Source organism: Metabacillus schmidteae, assembly GCF_903166545.1.
Classification (GTDB): Bacteria; Bacillota; Bacilli; order Bacillales; family Bacillaceae; genus Metabacillus; species Metabacillus schmidteae.
In genome coordinates this window covers 1,456,240-1,473,143 of the sequence record NZ_CAESCH010000001.1, presented here as the reverse complement: position 1 = coordinate 1,473,143, position 16,904 = coordinate 1,456,240, and the positions used below count along the sequence as shown (strand labels likewise).

16 protein-coding genes, 1 pseudogene and 1 riboswitch are annotated in these 16,904 nt (G+C 35.6%); of the genes and pseudogenes, 4 read left to right on the top strand and 13 right to left on the bottom strand.

The window, feature by feature from the left end; all coding sequences use genetic code 11:
• Window positions 1-418: 418 nt before the first annotated feature.
• From HWV59_RS07075 to HWV59_RS07065, 3 genes are all read right to left on the bottom strand, one after another.
• Window positions 419-1,699, bottom strand: a complete 1,281-nt coding sequence (locus tag HWV59_RS07075; RefSeq protein WP_175638429.1) for a Na+/H+ antiporter NhaC family protein — start codon at window positions 1,697-1,699, stop codon at window positions 419-421.
• Between the two features lie 285 nt (window positions 1,700-1,984).
• Window positions 1,985-2,091, bottom strand: a riboswitch (SAM riboswitch).
• Between the two features lie 270 nt (window positions 2,092-2,361).
• Entirely contained in the window at window positions 2,362-2,544 is a 183-nt protein-coding gene (locus tag HWV59_RS07070; RefSeq protein ID WP_175638428.1) for a hypothetical protein, read from the bottom strand.
• Window positions 2,545-2,815: 271 nt separating this feature from the next.
• Complete coding sequence (locus HWV59_RS07065; protein ID WP_175638427.1) at window positions 2,816-2,956, bottom strand: hypothetical protein; 141 nt, start codon at window positions 2,954-2,956, stop codon at window positions 2,816-2,818.
• Between the two features lie 194 nt (window positions 2,957-3,150).
• Here HWV59_RS07065 and HWV59_RS07060 point away from each other — a divergent pair, with 194 nt between their 5' ends.
• Window positions 3,151-4,155, top strand: a complete 1,005-nt coding sequence (locus tag HWV59_RS07060) for a DUF3231 family protein (RefSeq protein WP_175638426.1) — start codon at window positions 3,151-3,153, stop codon at window positions 4,153-4,155.
• An 842-nt stretch (window positions 4,156-4,997) separates the two neighbouring features.
• On the opposite strand, the gene HWV59_RS07055 is transcribed toward HWV59_RS07060, so the two are convergent.
• The 5 genes from HWV59_RS07055 to HWV59_RS07035 all read right to left on the bottom strand — a co-directional run bounded on the left by HWV59_RS07055 (window position 4,998) and on the right by HWV59_RS07035 (window position 9,624).
• Window positions 4,998-5,438, bottom strand: coding sequence for a CoxG family protein (locus tag HWV59_RS07055; RefSeq protein ID WP_175638425.1), 441 nt, complete (start codon window positions 5,436-5,438; stop codon window positions 4,998-5,000).
• A gap of 174 nt (window positions 5,439-5,612) precedes the next feature.
• On the bottom strand, window positions 5,613-6,062 hold the full coding sequence (locus tag HWV59_RS07050) for a DUF3237 domain-containing protein (RefSeq protein WP_175638424.1): 450 nt from the start codon (window positions 6,060-6,062) through the stop codon (window positions 5,613-5,615).
• 113 nt (window positions 6,063-6,175) lie between these two features.
• Window positions 6,176-7,534 (bottom strand): MFS transporter, encoded by a 1,359-nt coding sequence (locus HWV59_RS07045; RefSeq protein WP_175638423.1) that lies wholly within the window; start codon window positions 7,532-7,534, stop codon window positions 6,176-6,178.
• 335 nt (window positions 7,535-7,869) lie between these two features.
• Window positions 7,870-8,598, bottom strand: a complete 729-nt coding sequence (locus HWV59_RS07040; protein WP_102232572.1) for an MOSC domain-containing protein — start codon at window positions 8,596-8,598, stop codon at window positions 7,870-7,872.
• Between the two features lie 150 nt (window positions 8,599-8,748).
• Window positions 8,749-9,624 carry a helix-turn-helix transcriptional regulator gene (locus HWV59_RS07035; RefSeq protein ID WP_102232571.1) on the bottom strand — a complete coding sequence of 292 codons (876 nt, stop codon included), beginning with the start codon at window positions 9,622-9,624 and terminating at the stop codon, window positions 8,749-8,751.
• A 200-nt stretch (window positions 9,625-9,824) separates the two neighbouring features.
• Between HWV59_RS07035 and HWV59_RS07030 the strand changes: the two genes are divergently transcribed.
• Together HWV59_RS07030 and HWV59_RS07025 are read left to right on the top strand one after the other, a co-directional pair.
• Entirely contained in the window at window positions 9,825-12,221 is a 2,397-nt protein-coding gene (locus tag HWV59_RS07030) for a hypothetical protein (protein ID WP_175638422.1), read from the top strand.
• A 3-nt stretch (window positions 12,222-12,224) separates the two neighbouring features.
• Window positions 12,225-13,616, top strand: a complete 1,392-nt coding sequence (locus HWV59_RS07025; protein WP_217708449.1) for an MFS transporter — start codon at window positions 12,225-12,227, stop codon at window positions 13,614-13,616.
• Between the two features lie 163 nt (window positions 13,617-13,779).
• Here HWV59_RS07025 and HWV59_RS07020 read toward each other — a convergent pair whose 3' ends face one another.
• From HWV59_RS07020 to HWV59_RS07005, 4 genes are all read right to left on the bottom strand, one after another.
• On the bottom strand, window positions 13,780-14,100 hold the full coding sequence (locus tag HWV59_RS07020) for a DUF3221 domain-containing protein (protein WP_175638421.1): 321 nt from the start codon (window positions 14,098-14,100) through the stop codon (window positions 13,780-13,782).
• A gap of 519 nt (window positions 14,101-14,619) precedes the next feature.
• A complete protein-coding gene (locus HWV59_RS07015; protein ID WP_175638420.1) occupies window positions 14,620-14,913 on the bottom strand; it encodes a putative quinol monooxygenase in 294 nt (97 codons plus the stop codon).
• A 13-nt stretch (window positions 14,914-14,926) separates the two neighbouring features.
• A complete protein-coding gene (locus HWV59_RS07010; protein WP_175638419.1) occupies window positions 14,927-15,571 on the bottom strand; it encodes a nitroreductase family protein in 645 nt (214 codons plus the stop codon).
• Window positions 15,568-16,029, bottom strand: coding sequence for a MarR family winged helix-turn-helix transcriptional regulator (locus HWV59_RS07005; RefSeq protein ID WP_217708447.1), 462 nt, complete (start codon window positions 16,027-16,029; stop codon window positions 15,568-15,570). Before HWV59_RS07005 ends, HWV59_RS07010 begins: the two co-directional genes overlap by 4 nt.
• Window positions 16,030-16,238: 209 nt before the next feature.
• Here HWV59_RS07005 and HWV59_RS07000 point away from each other — a divergent pair.
• Window positions 16,239-16,361, top strand: a pseudogene (locus HWV59_RS07000) (IS1595 family transposase); the annotation flags it as partial.
• Window positions 16,362-16,396: 35 nt separating this feature from the next.
• Here the strand turns inward: HWV59_RS07000 and HWV59_RS06995 are convergent.
• On the bottom strand, window positions 16,397-16,837 hold the full coding sequence (locus HWV59_RS06995) for an ATP-binding cassette domain-containing protein (RefSeq protein WP_235991679.1): 441 nt from the start codon (window positions 16,835-16,837) through the stop codon (window positions 16,397-16,399).
• Window positions 16,838-16,904 lie beyond the last annotated feature (67 nt).

Genomic DNA, 16,904 nt, shown 5'->3' with positions numbered 1-16,904 from the left:
AATAACTATATATAACTAGTAAACAAAGATAGGAAATAGGCTGTTTTTGTAACTTTATTAACGTTAATTACGGTCCAAAACCATACTACATATAATGGCCCTTTTGTGGAAGAAAGAGATACAGATAGAATCTCTAATGATTCTTCCTCCCTAACGTGTTAAAACATTTCTCGCTCGTTCCTCATTTAATAAAAAAACGTCTCAGCTCCTGCACTATCAAGGATCTAAGACGTTTTAACAATTCCTATTTAGTTGTGTTAATCAATACTTCACACGAAATCTATATTTGGAAGATTAATAAGTGCTTGCTCTCTCTGTTCCTATTGCTACTTCCAACTTGATAATACCTAATGCACGAACCTTTACTTTATTATTAATTCAACCGGGGGACATGCCCCCGTTGCTTTAAAATATAAAATCAAGCTTTCTTTTTTGTCGGGTATCCAATGAGGATAGCGATAATTCCACAGATTCCTATAAGAATTGGATAGAATGAGTATTGCAGGATGCTTACTGGTGATATTCCCGCGACGCTTGCAGCTGCCAGAAGTTGTGCTCCGTATGGCAGAAGGCCCTGGATCGCACAGGAGAAAATATCTAATATACTTGCTGACTTTCGCGGGTCAATCCCATACTGATCAGCCATATTTTTTGCAAGCGGACCGGCGATCAGAATTGCAATCGTATTATTGGCCGTGGATAGACCAGTTAAGCTCACAAGACCGGCAATTCCAAATTCTGCACCCTTTTTCGATTTAATTCTTCGTGTCGCAAGGTGAAGCAGAAAGTCAATTCCGCCGTTAAATTTAATAACCTCCACCATTCCAGCTATTAATATCGCAAGAAAGGCGATTTCATACATGCCTGCCATTCCTTCGCCAATCGTTTGCAAAAGGCTCATTAAATGGTAGCTGCCATCCGCTAAGCCAACAGCTCCCGCGAGAACAGTCCCTAATGCAAGAACAAGGAAAACGTTCATTCCAGCTAACGCAAAAATAATGACCAGAACATAGGGAACAATTTTTACCCAATTATAGCTTAAATGCTCTACTTGTGCCGTTTCACCCATTGTAATAGCACCTAAAATAATGCCTGTTACAATGGCTGCCGGCAACACAATCCAAAAATTCACCTTAAATTTATCCTTCATTTGTACGCCTTGTGAACGAACCGCAGTGATAGTTGTATCTGAAATAAAGGATAAATTATCGCCAAACATTGAACCTCCAATAATCGCCGCCATTACTAAAGCAATTGAAAGCTCGGTATGTTCGCTTATCCCAACTCCAATTGGCGCCAATGCCACAATCGTTCCCATCGACGTACCCATGGATAGGGAGATAAAGCAGGCAATGATGAACAAGCCTACAACAAGCAAGTTTTGCGGAACAACCGATAAAGCAAAGTTAACAGTGGAGTCTACTGCCCCCATGCCTTTTGCTGTTTCTGAAAAAGCCCCAGCCAAAAGAAAAATAAGAACCATCAACATGACATTTACATTACCTGCACCTTGGCAAAAAATATCAACCTTCCGCGAAAACGATTCTTTTCGACTCATCGCCAGAGCAACAGCACCCGAAATCACAATGGCTACTATGACTGGAAAGGCATAAAAATCACCTGTAATAACTCCTGAACCAATAAATAAAACCAAAAACACAACAAATGGGATTAGCGCCCATGGATTACCTTTTTTCATTGTTCCACCTCCAAATATTAAATGGGACGGGTCTTTTGACCATTCTGTGCCCCATAAGAAAAACTCAAGGCGCCCGCCTATCGGCTCGAGCTAGACACTAAAACTACGCACAAACTTTTATGCTTTCTTATCTTCTTAGAAAAACTTGGCTTGTCGCCAAGTCCTAATGGCCAAAGCCTTAGTTTTTCTTATACTATCATCCATAAAAATTTATGTACTTTCTGATAGTACAAAAAAGCCGCTTCTCATAAAAACAAGAAGAGGCCTTATATCTATAAAATACTCTTCTCATCTATCAAGCCTTTCTTGTTGGAATTGGCACAGCAACTTAATCACTAAGTTCCGCTGCCGAGATCTCATCTGGCCAGTCCCTCCATCTCTCTTGATAAGAAGAAAAATCTATTTTTTTGTCACAGTATAAAAGATTACATGATATTTATTGCTATATCAACAAAATTTTTCTGGATAGTTTTTGGTTCTGGACAGAACTGAATATCTCACTTCCGTCATGATCATATTATTATTCCAAAATGATTTATTAAAATCTTTTGTAGATAAAGCCTAACAAGCAAAAGAACCGAAGAACACGAAAACGAGGGAGTACGAAAAAATACCATTCCCTTCTTTCGTGTTTACAATTTTGTTGAAAATCAATAGTACATCTAACGCTTTTCACCATGGTCTTTACTCTCTAAACCAAGTTCTAATTTCTTAATTTCTAATTCTATCTTTTTTTCTTCTATCTCTAATTTTTTCTTTTTTAAATCATTATCTATTTTCCTAACATATCCATAGTATATAAGAGAAAACCCAATAATTATTGTTATATAAAAATACAAATTCAAATGATTCACCACCTAAAAAAGACTAACAATTATGTAGTTACAATTAAATGATTACATACACATAAAAAAAAGAGGCGATCCTTCTTCCTAAAGACTTTTCATAAATAACACAACCCTGTTACTATCTTATTAGACTAACATCCCCCTTTATATATATTTTTTACAATTTCAATCTATACTAAATTATTAAGGTTTACTTCTATGTATGGCTTCTTGTACCCAAAACTTTTTTGTATCTATCATTGCAGCTCGCATTCAACCATTTCATCATTCATTTCTTATTCTCTATTATGGCTTCACGTAACTTTTTTATCTCTTCTGTTTGGTCCAAAATATTATTATTTACCTTTCTTAAAGCATCAAATATAGCAAAAATTCCCGCAAATATTAACATACCAAAAAGGATAATCATCTTAACACCTTCTTTAAATGAATTGGATGAATTAATTGTAACCTAAAATTACATAAAAAAAGAGCCCTCTCCTGTTTGAAGTGCAATAACACTTAATATTAGAACTTGTTTCCACAGTGATTTGTTAGCTCAAATTAATTGTTAAGCTCATAAGACCTAATGAATTAGGAAATCATTATACATGAGGTGATATTGTGGATGGTAATAAATTAAAACTCACATCTTCGGAGATAGGTTCACTTTGGGGAGAGTATGTAAACGGTACAATGACTGATGTGGTAAATCAATATATGGTTTCTATTATTGAAGACGAGCTAATTAAAAAAATTTTTGAAGATGCCATAAATACTTTCGGAAAACAAAAGAAACAAATCGCAAGTTTTATCGAGAACGAGGGGTTTCCAGTTCCAATTGGATTTAATGAATCTGATCTTTTTAAAGATAAGCCAAGACTGTTTTCAGATATATTCTGCCTAAATTACTTACATATTATGACATTACATGGTTTACTTGGGCACAGTACTTCACTGGCTATATCAGTTAGAAAAGACTTAAGGGATTTTTACGATTCATGTGATAATGACGCTAAAAACATGTATCATCAAACAATCGAGTTATTGCTTGAAAAAGGAAATTTTCAAAGAGATCCCTTATTATATCCCAATAAAAATCCTGAATATATTTCCAGCAAGGATTTCACAGATGGATTTTTCGGTAAGGGTAGAAAATTAGCAGCAACCGAAATCATTAGTATTTCTTTAAACCTTAAAAAGAGCATAATGGCGAAAACACTTTCTATTGCGTTTAGTCAAATCACTCAATCAAAAGAAGTAAGGAAGTTTTTAACTGATTCCGAGAATACTGCTGACGAACAAATAAAGGATTTTTCCAAAATTATGCAAAGGGATAATTTACCTGTTCCAAAATCTTGGGAAACCGAAGTGACAACCTCAACTGAATCTCCTTTTTCAGATAAACTAATCTTGTATCATGTTGGTTTTTTATTTCAAGCAGCCCAAAACTATCATGGGGCAGGTTTAGCATCAGCTATGCGAACAGATCTTGTAACGACTTATGAGTCAACCATTCTGAAAAATCTTATGGTAACAAAGAAGTGGTTTGATTTAATGGTTCAAAATAAATGGCTCGAACAGCCACCGCTAGCTCCTAATAGGAAAGAAATTGCGACAGAGATATAGAAGGGATGTTTTTTCCTCAATTAGTGAATACATGAATTATTAATGCGTATTTCTCTATGTTAGTTTAAATATTTTTTTAACCATCCTTATTCATTATTAGGATGGTTTAGTTCGTTTAACTTAAAATTCGAAATTGCCTTTATTTGGTTTTTGCGTATGGCTTTGTACTTGCTGCCTTTGTAAAAGCATTCACATTTTTTTTTACGTATGCTTTTTTCTCTTTTTCACCTTATAAGCATACAGAAATGGTTTATTTTTACAAAACCCACAGCTTTCGAGCTCATTTTTCCCTTTATTTGGATTTTGCATATGGCTTTGTACTTGCTGCCTTTGTAAAAGCATTCACATTTTTTTTTACGTATGCTTTTTTCTCTTTTTCACCTTATAAGCATACAGAAATGGTTTATTTTTACAAAACCCACAGCTTTCGAGCTCATTTTTCCCTTTATTTGGATTTTGCATATGGCTTTGTACTTGCTGCCTTTGTAAAAGCATTCACATTTCTTTTTTACGTATGCTTTTTTCTCTTTTTCACCTTATAAGCATACAGAAATGGTTTATTTTTACAAAACCCACAGCTTTCGAGCTCATTTTTCCCTTTATTTGGATTTTGCATATGGCTTTGTACTTGCTACCTCTGTAAAAGCATTCACATTTCTTTTTTACGTATGCTTTATCCACTTTTCCCCTTCTAAAAGATACAGATGAACTCAAATCTACCTTTATTTGGTTTTTACATATTTATTTATACTTAAGCAATCAAATACTGAAAAAAGGGCCATCCATTATTTTGGACAGTCCCTCCATTTCCGCCATTTTGAATTTCTAATAAAACTCTAATACTATGCCAAAACGGCAATTTTACGTGCAATAGATTCTGTTAAACGAGATGCTACTTTTGGAACAGCCCATTTAATAATTGGTGATATCACTGCACCCGATAATCCTCCTGCACGGACGTCCACCGTACAAGTCATTGTTGTTTTACCGTTAACTTCTTCTGCAGTAAAGTGACCGCTTCCTGTAAAATTATCTGTTAAACCTTTTAATTCAAACTTTATATTTGAAGGTTCATTCCATTCGGTAATATCTACCTGCGCTTTTATTGTTTTTTTAATACCTTTCACATTACCTTCAAATGTCCAAATTGATTGCTTGTCATTTATGATTTCATGTTCTTTATAGGCTGGTACCGATGTTGCCCATTTTTCAAGATCACTGACATAGTCCCAAACTGCTTGTACATCTACTGGAATTTCTACTGTATGTGTTCCCTTTGCCATTATGATTCCCACTTTCACTATGTATGAATTGCAAAATTAACATTTCACAAAATAATTATTACATAAAAAAACATAAACTTACATCAATAATTATAAATAGCTTCCCTTTTTATAATCATCTAATATCTGTCTTGTTTTGCGGAGCATTTCACCTACATGTGCTAGATGTAAAGATTAATGAATTTGATAAAATGAAATTTGTACATCATTTGGTCTTCTAATGCCTTCACCAATAAAAATCATTCTATTCAAAAAAGAGTACTTTTCACTGCTTGTTTCAAAGGTTGGAGTTGTTTTGAAATAATAAGAACCGTCTGGAACCTGCTCACCACGAATGATTTTATCAATAATATCCTTAGGACCATGTCTGAATCCTTTATTAATCACATAGATAGGGATGCCATCATCCGTTTCAATCACATAATGAGCAAGCGCCTCTGTTACACCATCATATCTTATCATCTGGTAATCAGCCCCTCCTGAAAGGACTTTCCCTTTTATCCCATTGCCTTCGAACGCTCCCCCAATAATTGGTATGACTCTTCTTATCCCTGTTCCAACATCACCAACTTCAATTGGATCTGCCACCTCAATATTTGCTTTAAAAAGAAATGTTGTTTCCATCTGTTACCTTCCTTTCGTCTTTTATTGTCAATCCAACTACTAAAACTTGAAACAACAAATCTATCATTTCTCGAAAAATAGTAAGTAAAGAAAACCCCTTTAAAATGACAAACTTATTTCGCCACTTTCACTGGACGATTCTCTGGGTGTATCTCTTCTTTTGCTTCATAATAATTTCCGTGCTTTTCCTGAACAAATAACATCGCAACACCACCAAGTAACGCTGCTCCTCCAATTGCGACAAAGTTAAATTGCGGCAATAGATTCATCGTTAATAGGAATCCAACAAAGGTTGGTGCAACAATTCCCCCTATACGACCAAAGGCCATCGTACTTCCAATTGCTGTAGAGCGCATACTGGACGGATAGTACTGTGAAACAAAGGCGTTAGAAATATTTTGCACTCCTACTGAAGCTGCACCAATAATCGCAATTAAAATAAAGGCAATTCCCATGCTATTTGTCAACCCAATAAAGGATAACGCAATTGCTCCACAGAAAAATAATGGAACAAGAACCTTTTTAAATCCAATTTTGTCCACCAAACGACCGAAAACAATCGTTCCTATAATAGCACCTACCTGCATTACAGCAGTAAAGGCAAGACTTGAGCTAAGGTCATAACCTGACTGCATCATAAGTCGAGGCAGCCATGTGTTCATTGAATAAATTAAAACAAAGGCACTAAAACAGGAAATCCAAAACATAATCGTACTGAACGCTCTTTTATCTTCAAAAAGCTTCACAACTGGTGAGCCCTGCTCTTTTGCCGGCGGCTTAACAAATTCGAATTCCCCTCCTGCACTCAAACTTGGATCAACCTTCATTAGCGTTTCTTTGGCTTCTTCAACCTTACCTTTTTCAATAAGAAATCCTACCGACTCCGGAATACTTTTCATTAAAAATGGAATAAACAATAGTGGAATACCAGCTAACCAATAAACAGGTTCCCATCCAACGGTTGGTAGTAGGGACCGGCTTGTAAGTGCTGCTAAAAGTGCTCCAATTGAATAGCCGCAGAAAATAAAAGAAACAATGGCAGATCTCACCCTTTTGGGAGAAAACTCAGTAGCGAGAGCAATAACGTTAGGCATTACTCCACCTAGACCTACCCCCGCAATTATTCGAAATACGGCAAATAAAATTGGACCTGTTGCAAAACCAGATAACATAGTAAAGAAACTAAATAAGAACGTTGTAAGCAAAATGATCTTTTTTCGGCCAATTTTATCAGACAGCATCCCAAATATAACTGCCCCAAGTGCTGTTCCAATAACCGTGTAACTTCCTATTGCACCAGCTGTTACATCTGAAATCCCCCACTCCTGTATTAAGGAAGGCACAGACGCACCATATACAACAACATCATATCCATCAAATGTAATAACTAAAAACAACCAGGCAATAAGCCATACGTGAAACGAAGAAATTTTACTATTATCAATAACATTCATCGGGTTAATCACTTTCATTTCGTTATCCTCCTATTAAATATGCAGTAAACGTTTACAAATAACTCTCCTTTTTTAAATATTCAGATTTAATAGTTTTAATTATAATAGGTTTTAGGGAACAATAGGTAACTATTTTATTTTCGTTCGTTTCTGACATAATAAAAAACGTCTTATTCCCGTACTTTCAAAGGTTTAAGACGTTCACTGTGTTAAATTGAAGGTAAATTAATAGAATAATAGGGAATATTCTCTTTCCTATCCCCCTTCTATTATCCAGTATTTATTTAGCTATACGAACTTGAGTTTGTAACCTATCTCTACATCTTCTCAATAATTCACAGAAATCATAAAATTCAATCAAGAAGATGAATTTCATCCCCTACATGAATGTCCCCTGTTTTAACTACAGAAGCATAAACACCAAAAATATTGTTTCTTTCTTTTATAACCGTCCTATGTAAACTCGGATCTCGTTCGGCATTTTCAGGATTAACAGTAATAATCATACACCTTTTACAATACTCAACGAATTTCATTTCTACTTCAGTTCCGATCTTAATACGTCTGCCCATCCATTCTTCTTCAATAAAAGGCACTTTATCCTTTAACGAAATAAATAAATTTGGACGAAAACGTCTTGAATCAACTTCATCTTTCCCCCATAGTTCCTGCAATTTATGTAATGAGGCATCTGTTGCAAGTAGAACATGTTCTTCAGCAATTGGTCCAATTGGGACATGTGAAGGAGTATATTTTTTAGTAGAAATGTTTCGTTCCGACTTGTTTTCCATTTCACTAATTAATTCTTGATCATCCCAATCAAAAACCTTACCCTCAGGTGTGATTACTTCAACTTTGGGATATTCATCCATCGATTCTTCTCCAACAAATTTTGCTTCATATCGAACCATTTCATTGAAATATGTGATGGTTAAGAAATCTCCTTTCTTTGTTTCATCTAAATAAACATGACTGCGGTCTCCATATAGACCATAGTCCATTATTTTAGATTGTTGGACACTTTCTCCACGAAATGATTTTACCGGATGGCGAATAATTTCCTTTATATGACCGACTAACATGTAATTCTCTCCTCTTTCCAATATCAATTTTAATAGTATAACAGATGGGATTGTAAAGTATTACGCCCAATAATATTAGAATGTTATTGAATTTCATACTGATATTTTCGTGTTCACCAAGGTGTTTCAATTAAAGCTCTGAAATAATCCTTACTCTTTCCCTATATGATTTTTTCGATATTTAAGTGGCGAAATATTATATCTTTGTTTAAATGATCTTGAAAAATAAGGTCCCCATTTATACCCGCATAGTTCCGCTATTTGTTCTACAGGATAATCCGTTTTAATTAGAAGATTCCTGGCATGTTCTAACCTATATTCCTTTAAATATTCCATAGGGGTATATCCGTAATACTGCTTCAAATATTTGGCAAGTGTGTTTTCATGTAGATTGAATTTAGTAACTAACGTGTCATTTGTAATATCTTCTTGAAAATGTTCACGAATAAATTGTTCGACTTTCTCGGCAATTAATACGCTCGAATCTTTTGCGTGTTGTTGTCCATCTAAGAGATTTATGAGAGAAAAAAAACGTTGCTGTAAATCCCAAAAAGATATATTTGTATCCTTTTTTGTCGTTCCAGCTAGTAACTCTTGTATTTTCTGATAGATTTCATCCGTATCAATAAGCTGAGATTTTTTAGATAGATGAATGGTATGGAATTTATTATGAAAATGAAGCGAAGGAATTGGGATATTTGACTCCAGTTGTTTGGCTTGATGACTTTGTACGTAATGGCCAGTGGTATAAAAGTGAATCCAATAAAATTTAGTTATTTCATCTGTTGCTTTTAATGGATAGTGGTGCTTGTTCGGTAATAAAACCAACATTTCATTTTTTCGAATGGTATAATCCACACCTTCTTCTCCTAAATATAAAGCTCCTTCTTTAACAAAGATCAAATCAAAATATTCCAGGTTTCTTCTGTCAGGATGCCAAGCACCTACTCCATACTCAGTCAAGTTCCCTTCAATAAATATAGGAAATGGTGGAATAGCAATAGATATTACTAATTGATCATTCACTGATTGTACTCTCCTTAGTATAAGTTCCCATTGTAAGATAATTATACCATCAAAAGTGAAAAAGTATCAAAACTCATTGTAATCGTTTATTTAATTTATTTTCCCCTTTGCTATAATTAAGTCGAACGTTTACATGAAACGCTTACTTCCTTAATTTTACGCGATTTTCAATTCAAACATTTTTAAAAAGGAGTTGCGAGATGGAAAATCAAAACTATATGATTGAGTTCTGCCCAAATGGAAATGTATCAAAATTAATCTTAAAAAATGATCCATACAAGATGAATTGGGTCGTGGATGAGAACTATCTAGAAATCGTACATTATGATGATAAAGATAAATTATTCGGGAATTTTTCCATCACCATAAACGATAAAAAGTATACAAATCATGAAACCCAAGGAAAATTAAGCGAATCTGCTGGACTGACAACAGTCACATATGATTTTGATGAAGTAGCGGTCATGTTTCATTATGACTTGAGCAAATCAGAAGACTCTTTACGCTGGACGATTCAATTAGTCAATCGAACAAGTAGTGAAGTCTATATTTCAGATTTTAGTGTTTGGTCCTCATTTGCTTATGTCATGTATCGCATGAATGATTTAAATATGCAAACAAGGCACTCAACAGCCGTTTTTCCTTCTATTTCAAAAAGTTTTACTAAGTTAGCATGTGTACGACGAAGTAATACTGCACCACATCTTGGAATCTACCAGCTAAATGGAGAAACAAATTCAGTAGGAACCTACTGTGAATATAAAAATCTTTTTTTTGAAAATGCTTCTCCTTCATTAGACGGCATTTTATTCCATCAACTGGTATTTGCAGGCGGGTATCCTGAAGACTTTACTAATTCTGATTGGATCTATTGTAAAGACGGCTTTTCAATGAAAGCAAATGAAACGAAAGACTGGCAATTTGTACTGGAAGCATTTGATGATCAAGAGGATTTCTATGAGGTTGGTAAGAAGCATGGACATCCTGTCTATAACTTTGAACCTCTTGCCATTACAAACCAACCATATGATTTCTCTTTTAGTCTACCTTCCAATCGATCTTTAAAGGATGCTTATGTAGAGTATAAAAGTGAAAACGATGTGGTAAAGGTACAAAATATCATGTCAACTATTCATAAAAATGAAAGCGGTTATCAAGCGACTTTACTATTTGAGGAACCTAGTGAGCTTAAAGTTTCTATTGAGCTAGATAATGGCAAAATGGATAGCGTTATTGTGAATGTGATGAAACCAATTCAAAACATCATCGCCAATAGAGCAAAATATGTCAGCAATGTTCTCTATAGCGGACCTGATGGAGAAACTCCATTTTCCTATACCCCTATTTCGAATCAAGGAGAGTCTCTAGGAAAACTAAGCTTTGTCTTGAAGAAGAATTTATTAGGTACCACTGATCAATCTGAGGTGCAAAAGGTAGAAGAAAGTTGTGTGAACTATATTCGACCTAAATGGTTTATTAATGGAGATTTTACAAAGCCAGCCTTCCTTTACGGCGATTTCTACCGGTGCATGGATTTTGAATATATAGGTCATGTTTTTTATTTGTTGTCACAGTTTGATCAAAGTATTTTAAAGTATAACAGCCCTGATACTTATTTAGAGTGGGCCGCAGATGTATTTACATTACGCGTAAACCCTGACTTACATCACACGGAAAGAGGAAAAGAAGAAGCTCAGATGTTGGGGACATTCTTCTTATATATTAATGGCTTGTTAGATGAATTAAAGAGACGAGGATTAACGGATAAATATGATGAAATCAATGCTTTATGGTCTGATATTGCTACCAATGTAGCAAATGAAAGTAATTCTTTTAAAGCAGCGGTAACTGAACATTTTTATGATAACGCTGGATTTGGTCCTGCAGCAGGTGCATTAGCAAGTTCCGGCCATATTGAAGCTGCTAAAAAATACGGAGAATTATTGATAGCCAACATAGGTTTTTCTAATGATTTTAGAGCTCAAAATCCTGATCGCTGGTGGGAAGCACTTTCTTATATGATTCACTCTTTATGGGGTGGTTTAACGGCAGCTGCCACTCTGAAGGTCTATGAAAAATTACATGATCCACGTTATTTAAAGGCTGCTTATCGAGCTACGGTCGGAATTTTATATTGTTATGATACGGACGCAAAGGCTACTGACAAGAGATTAACGACCGGTGAAGCAGCATCTACCTATAGTGTTGCCGGGCCAAATGTGAATCGTCCTGATTTATCAAGAAATCGGTTTGGACAATCAACATTTTATAGAGATGGCGGAATCTTTTCGAAGTTGTTTAACAAAGAAGAGGAAACTTCTGACTGGGATATGGGAGAGGAACTTGCCGCATATCTAGACGGATTTGGTCAAAAAACATTTTTGTATGTAGAAAACAATCAAATAAAAGTAATAAACGGCTGTATTGAACATACAGAACAGGGACTTTTAATTCATAGTTATGCTCCATACCCAACGGAATATCATTTTTATGATGTAGATTCACACTTTATTTCAAAAAATGGAGAATTAGTAAGTGAAATTCTTTATGCAGACGGACGCTTTCAATTAGTTAAAAACGAGCAGGAGGTTGGATAAAAAATGGCGATGGCACATAAAGAACTTGAAGCCATGCATAATGGCGAATCAAAACAGTCGAAATTATCATTAAAGCGAATATTGGCTTTCGCTAGTACCGATACAGCAGGGAATTTACTCTACTGTACCTTAACGAGCTATATCATGTATTTTTATACAGATGTATTAGGAATTTCTGTAGCAGCAGCAGGGATGATTTTACTTGTAGCTCGAATTGTCGATGCTTTAGATGCTCCAATTTGGGGAATTGTTATTGATCATACGCGTACTAGATGGGGACAAAGTCGTCCTTACTGGTTATGGCTCTCCGTACCGTTTGGAGTTTTCGTTTTCCTGGCTTTTCTAGTTCCAGATCTATCAACAAATGGAAAAACAATTTATGCATTAATCACATATATATTAGCTGGTGTTGTTTACACAGGTATCAGTGCTTCCATGTCATCGGCACTTCCGAATTTGACTTATGATTCAAATGAACGAGTTCGCTTAAATTCTTGGAGAAGTAACGGAGGAATGATTGGGTATGTTATTACGGCTTCGTTTACCCTTCCTTTGGTTGCCTTCTTTGGACGAGGTAACGATGAATTAGGATTTAGTGTAACAGTAGGTATTTTTGCAGTTGTAGCTGTTCTGCTTCTTCTTTTCGCTTTTAGCGGAACAAGAGAAATTGGTACTACACAATCTAAGAAATCAATTTCGATTCGTGAAAGTTTCCGTGCTGTTAAAGGAAATTGGCCATGGATTACATTAGTTTTAGTATTTATCTTTTATTGGTTAGGAAACACAGCCAGAGCGTCGACAGTGATTTATTATAGCGAGTATAATTTGGGTTATAAGAATTTGGCCGCTATTTTAAATGGTCTTGTGGTTGTTCAAATGGTTTCGATAACAATACTTTCTTTTCTAGTTAAACGCTTTATAAAATCGCATACACAAATTATTGGATTGTCATTGGCTGCCATTGGTCAAGTTATTATCGGGTTCTCCGGAAGTAACATCACGTTAATTATTATTGGATGGATCGTTGCTTCACTAGGTACGGGTATTGCAGTAACTTTACCGTTTGCCATGCTTTCAGATACAGTCGACTATGGCGAGTGGAAGAATGGTATAAGAGCTAGTGGATTTTTAACAGCAGTTGGAATTTCCTTCTGTATCAAATTAGGTGCAGGATTAGGCAGCTTTATTCCATCATTAATTTTAGATGCTGCTGGTTATGTGGCTAATACGACACAAACGCCTCAATCATTGGCAGCCATTAAATTTTGCTTCACTTGGTTACCGGCAATTTTCTTTATTGTGGGAGCAGTGATCATGTTTAAATATATTAAATATGAAAAAAATGAAGCTAAGATTAAACTTGAATTAGAAGAGAGATTAAATACGAACGTTTAAATTTCAACCTTATTATTACTGTAGTAAAGGATGTGTGAAAATCTTCAAGATTTTCGCACATCCTTTTTTAGATTAGTTTTCTTTTTCACGTGCCACTCTCATAGTGTTGAATAACACTATAGGGATGTAACATCTAAAGTCGGTTAAAAATCTATAAGAATTATTACTCAATTAATTCAACAGAAAGTGTATTTATTTGGGCTGGATTTGATTCTAAAACCCTTCCATCAAATTCTACTTTTATCTTGTCCCCGACCTTGAATGTGTTATTAAGAGAAAGGTCAACAAACACATTGCCTTCTGGGTTACCCTCATATATTTTGGCAGAAACGAGGGCCCCGTTACCGCTAATTTCCTTGATTGTTCCTATAAAACTAGAATTTTCTGTTTCAATTACATCTGTTAGCTCATCCTCCGAAGAACTAAACGCATACAATAATCCAATTAATATAATTGCGAATAAAATAGGATATTTTCTTTTCATGATACCCTCACCTCTTTTAAGAAATTTTGCCCTTTTGTAAAGTAAGATCGCCATTCATCTTCAGAAAAAGCGCTCAATTGCTGAAGATTGATATTCAACTACTGACCCGTTAGCTCAATAAGATGGGAACTGCCAAACGACAACTCCATCTCTCATTAAAGCACCTTTTCGTAATAGCTTATCTTCAACAAAAAGATGGGTAATCGTAACTTCCTTAATTATTTATTCACCCATAATTTGTTTAAACATGATAGTCGTCCCTTTCAAATAAACTTTACCAGACATATTGTATATCGTTAACTAACTATTAATTAGAAGGGGATAAATTTGGGAATTAGACGACCAAACAACTGCGAACATTTAGTTGACTGTTGTCATTATCCATTGCAAATGTCATTACACATTTTTTCAATCCAATTTTCATTTGCCTATATCGGAGAGTAACAGGTTTTCGGTATGGCATATGGCAACATTTGTGTAAAAATAGAAAGGATGACCGTCATGGTCATCCTTTTTAAATTAATTTAATTTCTCGGCTTGAAAAACATCTGCTTTCAATGGAGCACCTACCATCTCCTTAGCAGCTGCGCTGAATTTTTGGAAGTGACTACTTGCATTATGGGCCTGGACAGCCTCCATGTCCTTCCAACTTTCTACCATAATAAAGCTGTTAGTATCTTTTGGATCCTGGAATAAGTCGTAGCTGTTATTACCAGCTTCTGCACGGCTCCCCGCCATAACTGCTTCAATTTCGTGAAGGAATTCTTCTTTTTTCTCTGGTTTAACTGACATTTTAGCGTGGATGATAATCATAGTTTCTCTCTCCTTATTTCCATTCTGTAATTTGTTCTACCGGCATACGATAGGACTTGTAGCCTGTATCTACTGCTTTACCGATAGAAAGCAGCATGACTGGAACATAACGGTCCTTATCCAAATCAAATGCTTCTGCGATTTGATCTTTCTCATATCCGCCAATCGGACATGTATCGTAGCCATATGCCTTTGCAGTCAGCATTAGCTGCATCGATACTAAACCACTATCAATTAAAATTGTTTCCCTATTTGCCTGTTCCGTAATAGATGAAAGCAGGTTACGGATAGAGGGTACTTGCTGATCTTTTACTTCTTGGGGCATTAGACCATGCTCTACCGCTTTTCCATAGATTTCTTCCAAATAGTCGAGGTTATTCATATCAGCAAAAACAGCTATTACTGCAGAAGAGGTTTTCACTTGCTGCTGATTGAATTTGGCAAGCGGTGCAAGCTTTGCTTTTGCTTCAGGGCTTTTAATCACAACAAAACGCCAAGGCTGTAAATTGACTGATGATGGTGCCTTAGTTGCTGCTGAGAGTATTTCAGACATTTCTTCCTGGCTAATTTTCACGTTTTCATCATACGTACGGATGGCACGACGATCCTCTACGATTTGTAGAAAAGCTTCTTTATTATATATAGGTGTTTGGTTCATTCGTTTTCTCCTCCTAGTTGATTCTTTGTGACACTGGACACATTTACCCTGACCTTGTTCAGCATTTGTAAAAATTGTTCTAGCTCTGCTTCTGTAAAGCCAGCAAGAGTCTCATTCACGAACTGGCTTTTTTCCTGATATGATTGCTTGATGTGACGCTTCGCTTCTTCCTCCAGCTTCACCCATGTAGCTCGCTGATCATTTGACTTCTTATAGCGCACAATCGTACCGGCAGCCTCAAGTTGCTTTAAATGTCTGGTAACAGCGGCGGCATCGATATTGACTTCCCCTTGCAATGCTGATTGGGTAACTTCCTCATGCTGCAATAAATAATGAAGAATCTCCACACGAGAAGGGCTTGCTCCTAAGCATGACTCAAACTTTGAGCAGAGCTCCTTATTCACAGCCTGCAGCTCCAAGAAAATCTGCAAACGAACGGAACAAATAGTCATCGGCATAACCCCTTTCTATATAGTTGATGCATCAATAATTGATACATCAATATTTGATAGGTCAATCATATATTGTAGCAATAAGTATGTCAATTCTATTGCTTCATAAATACGTTATTTATAATTTAAGCTATGTTAAATAACTCTGTTGATAGTTGAACATTAAGAACAATCGTTGATAATAAATAAAAAAGTAAGAGATGGAGTTGTTAAGAATGGCTTTGAAGGACATAATCCAAGAAATTAGAAAGTTAAGCACAGCGGACCAATACCGCCTTAACGAGTTCTTTGCCAACTCTCTGGCTGCATATTCCGCAAGTGAACCTGTGTTTAAGGACGACGAACAGCACTTATTCCTCGAAATAAGTGCTGTTCAATCCTTCATAATGTCCTTATTTTCCTGAGGTGCAATTACTGCTTTTTGTTGATTTCCTCCACTCAGATTGGAAACAGACTGATCAGGAGAAGCAATTTTAATACTTAATTCCTTGATATAACGATCTGCAGTAGCATTAACGTCTTTCCAACGAACTACTCCAGATTTTGAGTGTTTCTTAAGTTCTGCCATTAAGATATTCTCTTTTACAGACATAGATAAAAATAGTCCTTGTTCTTTTCTACTTTCTGGTACGTGTGCAATACCTTTGGATATCGCATCAATTGGTGAGTTGATTTTCACTAATTTGTCATCTACATAGATTTCTCCGCTTTTTAGATTGGAAGCACCGAATATGGCCCTCACTAATTCTGTTCTTCCTGCACCTACAAGTCCTGCAAGACCGACAATTTCACCTGGGTAAACCTTAAATGACACATTTTTAACTATCTTTTTATCCGCACACTAATCAAAAAAAATCACAAAATATTTTTTAAAAAAGATA